The organism is Lactococcus hircilactis (assembly GCF_009601015.1).
In the GTDB taxonomy this organism is placed as follows: domain Bacteria; phylum Bacillota; class Bacilli; order Lactobacillales; family Streptococcaceae; genus Lactococcus; species Lactococcus hircilactis.
In genome coordinates this window covers 109153-121201 of the sequence record NZ_WITJ01000010.1, presented here as the reverse complement: position 1 = coordinate 121201, position 12049 = coordinate 109153, and the positions used below count along the sequence as shown (strand labels likewise).

7 protein-coding genes and 1 CRISPR repeat array (1 of these 8 cut by a window edge) are annotated in these 12049 nt (G+C 36.1%); all 7 genes read left to right on the top strand.

Features of this window, described 5'->3' with window-relative positions; genetic code table 11:
* Window positions 1-241: 241 nt before the first annotated feature.
* A complete protein-coding gene (locus GHI93_RS08405) occupies window positions 242-931 on the top strand; it encodes a metal-dependent transcriptional regulator (RefSeq protein ID WP_343030348.1) in 690 nt (229 codons plus the stop codon).
* A gap of 54 nt (window positions 932-985) precedes the next feature.
* Entirely contained in the window at window positions 986-2533 is a 1548-nt protein-coding gene (locus GHI93_RS08400; protein WP_153496605.1) for an Nramp family divalent metal transporter, read from the top strand.
* A 180-nt stretch (window positions 2534-2713) separates the two neighbouring features.
* Entirely contained in the window at window positions 2714-5236 is a 2523-nt protein-coding gene (locus GHI93_RS08395; RefSeq protein ID WP_153496604.1) for an HAD-IC family P-type ATPase, read from the top strand.
* Between the two features lie 144 nt (window positions 5237-5380).
* Window positions 5381-8908, top strand: coding sequence for a type II CRISPR RNA-guided endonuclease Cas9 (gene cas9, locus GHI93_RS08390; protein WP_153496603.1), 3528 nt, complete (start codon window positions 5381-5383; stop codon window positions 8906-8908).
* 199 nt (window positions 8909-9107) lie between these two features.
* Complete coding sequence (cas1, locus tag GHI93_RS08385) at window positions 9108-10007, top strand: type II CRISPR-associated endonuclease Cas1 (RefSeq protein ID WP_153496602.1); 900 nt, start codon at window positions 9108-9110, stop codon at window positions 10005-10007.
* A gap of 13 nt (window positions 10008-10020) precedes the next feature.
* Entirely contained in the window at window positions 10021-10320 is a 300-nt protein-coding gene (gene cas2 / locus GHI93_RS08380) for a CRISPR-associated endonuclease Cas2 (RefSeq protein WP_211368887.1), read from the top strand.
* Window positions 10317-11348, top strand: a complete 1032-nt coding sequence (locus GHI93_RS08375) for a P-loop NTPase family protein (RefSeq protein ID WP_153496601.1) — start codon at window positions 10317-10319, stop codon at window positions 11346-11348. Before cas2 ends, GHI93_RS08375 begins: the two co-directional genes overlap by 4 nt.
* Window positions 11349-11414: 66 nt before the next feature.
* Window positions 11415-12049: direct repeats of the CRISPR family, unit length 36 nt; unit sequence GTTTTTGCACTCTCAACATTTTCCTATCAGTAAAAC (it continues 2510 nt past the right edge of the window).

Here is a 12049-nt window from a genome sequence, read left to right as displayed (position 1 = left end):
CCATTTACAGGCGCAAATGGACCGATGGGAATCTTCTTAATCATCGCCTCAACCCTTCTTGTCGCAGCAATGGGACTCGTCATCTCTTATTATTATCGCCCAAAAAGACAAGGGTAAGTTAAAAAAGACCACTAGGTCTTTTTTTGTATGCAAATCATTACTAAAATAGGATAGGCTAAAGTTATTGAAAAATAAATAAGGCTGTGCTATAATAATTGAAGAATTAATCAAGGAGAATGCTGTGCTAAAATTATCTAAGAATGAACAAGATTACTTAAAAAGTATTTATATGATTGAAAATAATGAGACGAAAACAGCTGTGAGCATCCACTTGATTGCTAAAAAACTAGCAGTCTCCTCTCCAAGTGCGACAGAGATGATCAAGAGATTAGCTAAAAAAGAGCTCGTTGATTATGCACCTTATCACGGTGTGAGTTTGACAAATAGTGGCGAAATTCAAGCGCGATTCATTATTAAAAGTCATCGCGTTTGGGAGACATTTTTAGTGGATGAACTTGGTTATTCCTCAGAAGAGGTTCATGATGAGGCTGAAAACTTAGAGCACGCTTCCTCACCCAAAATGGTGGAGTATTTATATGCTCATCTCGGATATCCAGAAACTGATCCGCATGGTTCCAAGATTCCTTCAGAGTTATTTTGGAAGAAAAATAGGGTTGAAATCACACTCAAACAAGCGCAAAAAGAAAAAAGATATTACATCACAACGCTCAGCAGTAAGGCAAAATCTTATTTTCAAAAACTTCAAGTAGAATTTCCACACCTGATCAAAGTGATCGAATGTCTTGAAGATCAATCCATGCTCATAAAAGAAGATAATGGAAAAATCATCTTAATTCCAAAGTTTCTTGAAGAAGATATTTATGTGATGCAGCGCGTTGGAGAAGTAGATCCTGCTTTAAAAAGGATGTAAAGTAAAACGGTTAAATAACACTGTTGAATAAGATTCAACTTAGATTGGTATAAAATGAAAGAAAAACAACATCAACCGCACAAGTTGATTGTTCATACGAATGGGAAATCTCTTGAAGAGATTAATGGAACAGTGAGCGTTCCTAAAGATGGAAAATTCTTTAAAACACTGCTTGCTTATTCTGGACCTGGTGCATTAGTGGCTGTAGGATATATGGATCCAGGAAATTGGTCAACCTCCATTACTGGGGGGCAAAACTTCCAGTATTTACTGATTTCAGTGATTTTAATCTCAAGTCTCATTGCCATGTTACTTCAACACATGTCCTCAAAATTAGGCATTGTAAGTCAGATGGATTTAGCACAAGCCATAAGAGCAAGAACAAGTAGGGCACTAGGGATTGTTTTATGGATTTTAACAGAGCTTGCCATCATGGCAACGGATATTGCAGAGGTTATCGGAGCTGCAATTGCGCTTTATTTACTTTTTAATATCCCTTTGATTTTAGCTGTTTTTATCACGGTATTTGATGTGTTGTTACTTCTTTTATTGACGCGCATCGGTTTTAGAAAAATAGAAGCCCTCGTCATTTGTTTGATTCTTGTGATTTTAGCTGTCTTTGTTTATCAAGTCGCATTATCAAATCCGGATTGGAGTGGAATTCTTTCTGGATTTATTCCTCAAGTTCGAACGTTTTCAAGTTCCCCTAAGATTGCTGGAATGACTCCGCTATCAGGAGCGCTTGGAATTATTGGCGCAACTGTGATGCCACATAATCTCTATTTACACTCTTCTATTTCTCAAAGTCGAAAAATCAATCATCGTGATCCAAAAGATGTTGCAAGAGCTGTGCGATTTTCAACATGGGATTCTAATATCCAACTGACAATTGCCTTTGTCGTTAATGCGCTATTATTAATTATGGGTGTTGCGGTTTTCAAAACGGGTGTCATTGATGATCCGTCATTCTTTGGACTGTACGACGCTTTATCTACTCCAGCGGTCCTGAGTAATGGTATTCTAGCAGAAGTTGCAAAGACGGGTGCATTATCCACTTTATTTGCTGTTGCACTTTTAGCATCAGGACAAAATTCAACTATCACAGGAACATTGACCGGACAGATCATTATGGAAGGATTTATCCACATGAGGATGCCAATGTGGGCAAGACGACTCATCACACGGTTACTCTCGGTCATCCCAGTCTTAATTTGTGTCACGATGACAAGAGGATTAAGCATCACAAAGCAACATGAAGCCATCAATAACTTAATGAATAATTCGCAAGTTTTTCTTGCTTTTGCACTTCCTTTTTCAATCGTTCCACTTCTCATGCTGACCAATAGCAAATCTGATATGGGGACTTTTAAAAATAACTGGATCATTCAAGTTTTGGGATGGCTTTCTGTGGTTGCGCTCACCTATCTTAATCTGATGGGCTTGCCAGATCAAATCAAGAATTTTTTCCCAGATCAAATGGAAAATGTTGCAAATTTCTTATCAGGTGGTTTGATTTTCCTTGTACTTTCTTTATTACTTTGGACGATCATTGAACTATACCGAGGAAATAAAAAAATAAGTTTGATGGAACAAGTACTGTAATAAAAAATCGAAAAGATTAAGCGTTCAAGCTTGATCTTTTTATCATAAAAAAATTTATACTAAAAAATAAAAAGTTGGAATTCTTTCAAAAATGTAAGAATAAGGATCGCTCGTCTATGGTATTATAGAAACAACACATAGAAGAATGAAACTCAAGTCATTTCAGAGGAGAGAATAATTTTGAATCAAACAAATATAAAAACAGGATTGACCGAAAAAGAAGTTGAAACTCAAAAAAAATTAGGTCATGTAAATATAACAACAACCAAGGCGGGGAATTCGACACGAGACATCATCATCAAAAATACGATGACGCTATTTAATTTATTGAATGTTATTTTAGCTTTAGTTTTATTAGTGATTGGATCGTATAAAAACATGTTGTTTATTTTTTCGATTATTTCTAATACTGGAATTGGAATTTATCAGGAAATTAAAGCAAAACGGACAATTGAAAAATTGTCATTACTCAAAGAAAGTCATGTTGAAGTAATCAGAGATGGAAAAAATATCGAAATTGCTAAAGAAGCGCTTGTTTTAAATGATCTTTTTTATCTAAAAAAAGGAGGACAAGTACCGGTCGATGCGGTTGCTGTTGAGAATGGGTTGTATGTCGACGAGTCGATGATTACAGGAGAATCAGATTTCATTGAAAAATCAATAGGGGATTTTATTTATTCGGGAAGTTTAGTCATGCAAGGAAGTGCGAAAGCTCAAGTCCAAGCAGTTGGGGATCAAACCTTCATGAGTCAATTGATGAAAGAAGCAACAACACTGAAAAAATCACGCTCTAAAATTCAACAACAAATCGATAAAATATTAAAAATTATTGTGATTGGGATTGTTCCAATCACGATCATTGTCGTTTTGAATCAATTTTTCTTTTCTCATTTGAATTTAGCAGTGAGTGGTCAAAGAGAAGTTGCAATTATTGGTGTTGCGGCAACAATTACAAGTCTTATTCCAGAAGGGCTAGTGTTGCTTACTTCTGTAGCTTTAGCGGTTGGTGTGGTCAAACTTTCAAAAATGAATGTTTTAACACAAGAACTCTCAACAATTGAAACATTAGCACGGGTCGATGTGCTCTGTCTTGATAAAACAGGAACGATTACTGAGGGTAAAATGAACGTTGAAAACGTCCTTTATTATTCAGAAGATCATCAAAAAATCGCTGAAGTGATTTCTTATCTCATCACTCAAGATGAAGAACAAAACTCCTCAATGGTAGCTTTGAAACAATATTTCGGCAATTCTCATCGTACGTTTGAACTTTTGGATTATACACCATTTACCTCAGAAACGAAGAAACAAACGATGCGTCTTAAAAATGAAGGAACATTTACTTTGGGCGCATTTGATTTGGTTGCAAATACGTGCAGTCCTCAGCAAGAAAAGGAAATTCAAAATGCGCTTAATCAAGGGTATCGCATTTTAGCATTAGCTCATAAGTCTGAGCAAGAACACGCGCAAAATAGGATTGTGTCACTTGTTTTATTGAAGGACCAACCTAAAAAAGAAGCAAAAAGAATTCTGAAATATTTTGCTGATCAAGGAACAGAAATTAAGATTATTTCAGGAGATCATCCAAAAACTGTTTCAAACATTGCAGGAGATGTTGGATTAGTGGGGGATTATATCAGTCAATCTGATTTTCCTGATGACGTGGTTACTTTTCAAAAAATGGTAGAAGAAAAAACGATTTTTGGAAGAGTGACGCCAGAGAGAAAGCGTGACATTATTGCTTCATTGCAAAAAAATGGACATACTGTTGGGATGATTGGAGATGGAATCAATGATATTTTAGCGTTGAAAAAGTCGGATTGTCCGATTGCTTTAGGTAGTGGAAATGAAGCGACTAAATCTGTTGCACAATTCGTACTCTTAAAAAATGATTTTTCTGTTCTCCCAGATATTTTAAAGGAAGGAAGAAAAGTCATTAATAATATCACTCGCGTGGCAAGTATGAATCTTTTGCGCGTTATCTATACCTTTGTTTTAACGGTTCTTTTAGTGTTGACACAACATCTCTTTCCTTTGGAGTCGATTAATCTGATGTTGATGGGGATCTTTACCGTTGGTGTTCCAAGTGCGTTACTTGTTCTTGAAAAGGATGAAAAACGCAACGAAGAAGATATTCTTAAAAAAATCATGAAAAATGCTGTTCCTACAGGGATTGTTATTGGAATTTGTATTTTTGCAATGTTGATTCTTGCGTATAAATTCCCAATTTATACAGTATTTAACGAAGGACAATTTGTTGCACATTATAAGGACTATGTCAGTGATGTGACATTGGTGATTGGAAGTGTTCAACTCTTTACGCTTTATCTTTTATGTCGTCCATTGACACGTTTTCGTGCAATGGTCATTACTGGAATGACTGCTTTATTTTATGGGACATACTTTATTCCTCCTGTGACCTCGTTTTTGGGGATTGAACCACTTAAAAGTTTTAGATTTATCATTCCAACAGTCCTCTGTATTTTAGCCATCCTATTAGTTCGATTATTGATGGACCAAAAACAAAAAAATCAAAAAGTAAAATTGATCTTAGTAGTCGCTAGTCTAGCTCTCTTTTTAAGCTTTTCTTATGTCAAAGTAAAACAATATCACACGAAAGTAATGACTGAAAATGTTCAATATAAACAAATCCTTATTGAGACGTGGGATCAAGCCCAACTCAATAAAGCACAAGAAAAATAATGTGATACTAAAAAAGGAAGATGAATTTCTTCTTTTTTTGATTTGATTAAAAATTTTCTAAAATGTTTCATTCAATTTATGAAAAATAAGTGAAGAAATGATAAAATAGAAGTATTATGAAACCGCTTATTTGAAAGGAAAATTATGAAAAGATATAGTATTGGGTTAGATATTGGGATTGCATCCTGCGGCTGGAGCATTGTTGATATTGATAAAAAAGAGATTGTTGATTTGGGGAGTCGAATTTTTCCGTCAGGAAATGCTGCGGGAAATCAAGACAGACGGAATTTTCGTGGTTTGCGGAGGCTGACACGTCGGCGTGAAAATCGTTTGTCAGATTTTATGAAGTTATTGGCAGAGAATAATTTCCCTGTCAAATTTGACAAGGATAAAAATCGGTATGTTTTGGTTACTGAATTTAATAATGTTTATGAATTGCGTGTCAATGGATTGGCTAAGCAGTTGTCAAAAGAAGAATTGGCTGCTAGTCTTTATCACATCGTCAATCGACGGGGAATTTCTTATGATTTAGGGGATTTGGAAGATGATGGAACGAGTGGTGTGAGCGATTATAAGTCTTCTATCAACATTAATCGTCAACTTTTGAGAGAAAAAACAGTTGGTCAAATCCAGTTGGAGCGACTAAAAAATCACAATCAAGTGCGTGGACAGGTCAAAGTCGATAGTGAAACAAGTTTGCTCAATGTGTTTCCTTCCTCAGCTTACGCAGATGAAGCGCGCCAGATTTTGATAAAACAACAAGAGTTTTATCCTGAGCTTACGGATGAATTTATTGAGAAAAGTGTGGAGTTAATCAGTCGCAAACGTGATTATTTTATCGGTCCTGGAAATGAAAAATCGCGCACAGATTATGGTGTGTATAAAATTGATGGCAGGACGCTAGACAATCTTTTTGATGAACTTATTGGTACTGATAAAATAAATGGGGAAAAACGGGCTTCAGCTTCTAGTTTGACTGCTCAGACTTATAATTTGCTCAATGACTTGAATAATTTGATTGTTCCGAATACGGAGAGTGGCAAACTTAGTTCTGAAACAAAAAAGAAAATTTTAGAAGCAGCAAAATGGGCTGATGGACAATTTGGTTTGGTTCAAATCTGCAAGATCATAGGTGCTAAGAAAGAGGATATAAAAGGATTTCGGATCGATAAGTCTGAAAAACCGGTCATTCACACGCTTTCTGGATATCGAAAATTCCGCAAAGAATTAGCGGAGATTGACATTGAAGCAAACAATTTAGTAACTGAATTTTTTGATAAAGTTGCTGATATTTTGACACTCAACACAGAAAAATCTGAAATTCGCAAACAACTTGATAGAGCAGAGTTTGCTGATATTTCTGACGAAATCAAAGAATTGATTATTGGACAAAATAAAAATCTCCTCGTTGATGGTCGTGCGACTTGGCACAGTTTTTCGTATAAAACGCTCAATTTACTCATTCCAGAGTTGCTCAACACATCTGATGAGCAGATGACGATTTTGACACGTTTGGGATTGATGAAGCCTGATAATGAGAAATATGTAGGGCTGAAAAATGTTCCGGCCAAGAAAATCACAGAAGAAATTTACAACCCTGTCGTTGCGAAATCGACACGCGAAGCGATTAATGTGTTCAACGCGATTGCTAAGCGCTATGGACGTGAAAATATTGAACACGTTGTAATCGAACTCCCACGTGAAGACAATGAAGACGACGTAAAAAATAATATTAAAAAGTTCCAGAAAGCGCAAGAAGCAGAGAAAAATGCAGCTGACGAATTCGTCAAACAACAGCTGACAATTTCAGATAGTGCTTTACTTGCACAATATCGCAAAGTTAAAGGCTTATCACAAAAAGTCCGCTTTTGGTATCAGCAAGAAGGTATTTGTCCTTATTGTGGTAAGGAAATTCAGGCTGTGCAACTTATCAATAATAATGACAGTTTTGAAGTTGACCACATTATCCCAATTTCTGTCAGTTTTGATGACTCACAAAACAATAAAGTGCTCGTTCATGCGGGGTGTAATCAAGAAAAAGCCCAACAAACACCGCTTGGCTGGATCAATAGTGGTGGAGGATTTGGACAAACTAAATCTGAGTATATCGCAAGAGTAAAAGCAACAAAAGGTTATTTTAACACTAACAATACTACTCACAGTGCCAAAGTTGATAATCTCTTAAGTGAAGTTGATCTCAATGACCTCGCAACTCGACGTGGATTTATTCAGCGCAATCTCAATGATACACGCTATGCGTCGCGCGTGGTTCTGGACGAATTTTATAGTTTTTTCAAGTCAAACGACCTCCCTACAAAAGTCAAAGTGGTTCGTGGGAAATGGACATCTCAAATGCGTAAAAAGTGGAACAGCGCAGGTGGACTTGCAAAAACACGAGACACACACCATCACCACGCGATTGATGCGAGTATTATCGCAAGCTTTCCTCTGCTAAAAGCATTTGACAAAGCGGTCAAACTTCTTGATATTGATCAAGAAACAGGCGAAATTTTAAAAGATAAAGAGCAAATTAAAAAAGCACGTGAAACAGAAGTTTTAAAACAATGGGCAGTTATCAAAAACAAGGATTTTGAAAAATTAGTTGATGAACTTTATAACTTTCCACTTTTTAAACAAGTAGAGCTGGCAAATGACATTGACAATCCAGAAAATCCTGTCAAATTCAGCCATAAGGTAGATAAAAAAGCGAATCGTGCCGTTGCGAATCAGACGATTTATGGAACGCGTACGAAAGAAACAGAAATCACTAAACGTGGGAAAACTGAGCTTGTAAGTGACGAGTATGTTTTTGGGACAATAAAAAATATCTATAATGTTGATGATTTTGCGAAATTTAAGAAACTCTTTGACGATGCAAATAAAAAGGGTGATCTTAAGTTTTTGATGCAGGCAAAGGATCCAAAAACATGGGAAAAATTATTGCAGGTGCTTAAAGATTATCCTGATTTTGAGGAAAAAACGCAGGTTGACGGAAAGGTGAAGGTGGTTTCAATTTCTCCTTTTGAACTTTATCGTCGGGATAATGGTTTTATTACAAAATATGCGAAACACAATAATGGCCCGAAAGTCGTGAGCTTGAAATATTATGACTCAAAAGTTGGGAATCATATTGATATTACGCCTGAAAATGCGAAACACAAAGTTGTCTTACAGAGTTTGAAACCGTGGCGGACGGATGTTTATTTCAATCCTGATACGCAGCAATATGAGCTTTTAGGCTTGAAATATGCTGATTTGAAATTTACAAATGGAGAGTATGGAATTACTGAGGCAGCTTATGAAAAGTTGAAGCATGGGATTGAGGCAGATGAGACGATCTTATGGAAACCGATTGGGCGAAATAGTGAATTTAGGTTTAGTCTGTATCGGAATGATCGTGTGAAAGTTGTGGATGATAAGGGCGAAGAAATTGAATTGCTATATAGTTCTATCTTCCCAGACGGAAGAAGCGAGGTAAAGCCTATTCATAAAGCACGATTTGAAGGAAGAGAAGAAATAAAATTTTATGGTGCAGTTACTCCAAATGGACGATTTGTAAAAAAATTAGTTAAAGAAGGTTACAAACTCTATAAAGTCAACACCGATATTCTTGGTAATCCGTATTACACGGAGAAAGAATCAGATCAACCAAAATTAAAGATAAAAAATTAAGAAAAGGCTTACGCGATACTTGCAGAGTTTCAATATTTTTGTTACAATAAAGAGGTAGTTGACGAACTGCTATGCTCGACGGAGCATATTTCAATCTTTTTATTGATAGGAAAATGATTGAGAATCTGCAAAGATAAGGCTTTATGCCGAAATCATGACTCGCCTTTGGGCGAGTTTTTGCGTTTTATGAGGAAATAAAATGACGTGGAGAAATGTGATGATTAAAGACGGGGATTATCTTCGCCTTAAACTTGATAATCTGGAAATTGAAAAAGGAGGACATAAATTTACAATTCCGCTGACAGATATAGCGACGATTACTTTAGAGGGCAATATTTTAACATTGACAACGAAATTATTGGCAAAATTGGCGCAACACAATATTGCGGTGATTGTCTGTGATAATAAATATGTTCCTTGCGGTATTTTTATGGGATTTGGGCAATATCATCGGACGGCGAAGCGAAATTTGGAACAGGTTTCTTGGAGGGAACAGTTGCGTCAGGAAGTTTGGACAGAAATCATGCGCCAAAAAATGAGTAATCAAAAAGCGGTGCTCCTTGCGCAAGGAGTCGAAAAGGAACGCACGGATAAAATGCAAGAGCTGATAGACCATCTTCAACTCGCTGATTCAACGAATCGTGAAGGACATGCTGCAAAAGTTTATTTTAATAGTCTTTATGGGATGAAATTTACTCGTGAGCAGGATTCTCTGGAAAATGGTGCGATGAATTATGGTTATACGATAATTCGCGCTTATATGGCAAGGTTGGTCACGAGTTTGGGGTTGATTCCAACTTTAGGAGTTTTCCATCGGAATGAATTTAATTCATTTAATTTGGTGGATGATTTGATGGAGCCTTTTCGTCCGTTGATGGATTGGTATATTTTGGAAAATATTTTGTCGCAAAATCCAAAATATCTGAGTTGGGAGCTGCGTTGTCAGCTAATTGATTTCTTGAATCAGCCTTATATTCATGGCGGAAAGAAAACAACGCTTGACTTGGTGATGCTGGATTATGTTAATTCTTTTATTAAAACAATGCAAGAAAATGGTAATTTATTGGAGATAACGTTGGAGGGAATGCGAGGTGTATGAGAAATTGCGATTGATGTGTTTTTTTGATTTGCCAATGGAAACAAAACAGGAGCAGAAGTATTATCGTGTTTTCCGAAAAAAACTGATTGAGCTTGGGTTTGTGATGGTACAAGAATCAGTCTATGTTCGTACATTGCCTAATCGAAGTCAACTTTTGAAATATGAGGAGCAGCTTAAACGCGTCACACCTTATAATGGATTAGTTGAGCTGATGTATGTGTCTGAAAAACAATTCAATGATCGGCGTTTTTTGACCGGTGAAAAAGCGCCACAGGAAGTGGCGGTGGGCAATAAGAAAATGGTTATTATATGAAAATAGAAATTGAAGAGAATCAGTTTATTGAGTTTGACGAAAGGGCACGGTTATTCTTTTATGGTCCAAATCAGAAAGTGGCACACGAACTTGTTAGAAGTTTGAAACGTTTTGCTAATAAAAAAGCCTTAAATGACTTGGAAGAGTTGGTTTACGGCGAAAATGGAATTGAGATTTATCGGGAAAATCAGCGGCTCAATGCTAAAAATATTGATTTTTATTTTTTGCAGGATAATCTCTCTTTGTATCAGGAAGTAAGTTTTGATAAGAAAAGCTTAATGACTGATTTTTTGTCAGTACTGACAGAAAATGTAGCCGTTACTCAAGAACTAGAAGCCGTCAAAAATCATTTACTCAAGATTGAACTTTTATTTAATGATGAATTTCGACAAGTTTCAAATAATATTTCGTCAAATTTGACAGCGCTGTCATTTGGTGATTTGCTGAAAAATCATTTGTTTTTGTCCTACGCAGCTGAAAATCACGATTTCCCTTTGGAAATGATGGATGCCAATGAATTTGTGGATGAATATTTGGCACTGCTCAGTAAGAAATTGGAACATCAGCCTAAAGAAAGTTGGATTATTTTGGTCAATCCAACAAGCTTTTTGATGACCGAGAAGATACAAGACTTGCTTGAGGGGCTGTCAGTACTGACAGAAAAAACGGGACTTCTAAAAACACTTGTCATAAGTCAGAATGCTTTGGACTTGGTTTATTGTCGCGAAGACATTCCGAGCACCGTCGTTTTGACAGATGAAAATTGTCAGATGCCAGATTTTGATCATTTTAGAAAAAGTATTGAAAATCATTATCCGACTACATTCACGGCGACAGATGATGCGCTCATTGAGAATTTCTATGAAATCGTTTCAAATATTGGGAGTAAGTCAAGAGTGGCTGGGAAATCTTATCAAAATATGTTATTATTGAAAGTGTTAAATGTGATTTTAGGTTTTGAGACACCAGAGTTTTCTTGTAATTTTGATGAACTTTCCGAACTTGAACGCCTTTATCTTAATTCCTGAACATTGACGAATTTTCAGGACTGACGAAAACGTGCAGAAGCAAAAATCAAAAATTTTTAATTTGAGGTTTTTGCACTCTCAACATTTTCCTATCAGTAAAACTCAAGCGTGTTACATTCTTGTATTGTTCCCAGTTTTTGCACTCTCAACATTTTCCTATCAGTAAAACCAGAACAGTAATGGATTCACTCTTGTGGATGGTTTTTGCACTCTCAACATTTTCCTATCAGTAAAACAGCTTCTAAAACTGAGGGTTACGGATTTAAGTTTTTGCACTCTCAACATTTTCCTATCAGTAAAACCATTATTTTTGATACGAACATTAGTATTTAGTTTTTGCACTCTCAACATTTTCCTATCAGTAAAACTATCAGTTACACTTGATAAAAAAACACCTAGTTTTTGCACTCTCAACATTTTCCTATCAGTAAAACACATCACCGAGAAGCAATTTTATAAGGTCAGTTTTTGCACTCTCAACATTTTCCTATCAGTAAAACTAATATTCATTTTCTTTCTCTTTTCTAGCGGTTTTTGCACTCTCAACATTTTCCTATCAGTAAAACTAAGACGGTTACGTCCATCACCAAAGAATAGTTTTTGCACTCTCAACATTTTCCTATCAGTAAAACTAGAGCAGAGATAACTGAACGTGTCGTGGTGTTTTTGCACTCTCAACATTTTCCTATCAGTAAAACATT

What these genes read in the sequence shown, in the direction of transcription:
- GHI93_RS08400 (WP_153496605.1), top strand. Translation starts at nt 986, where the DNA reads ATGAAAGAAAAACAACATCAACCGCACAAGTTGATTGTTCATACGAAT.
- cas9 (WP_153496603.1), top strand. Translation starts at nt 5,381, where the DNA reads ATGAAAAGATATAGTATTGGGTTAGATATTGGGATTGCATCCTGCGGC.
- cas1 (WP_153496602.1), top strand. Translation starts at nt 9,108, where the DNA reads ATGACGTGGAGAAATGTGATGATTAAAGACGGGGATTATCTTCGCCTT.
- cas2 (WP_211368887.1), top strand. Translation starts at nt 10,021, where the DNA reads ATGTGTTTTTTTGATTTGCCAATGGAAACAAAACAGGAGCAGAAGTAT.
- GHI93_RS08375 (WP_153496601.1), top strand. Translation starts at nt 10,317, where the DNA reads ATGAAAATAGAAATTGAAGAGAATCAGTTTATTGAGTTTGACGAAAGG.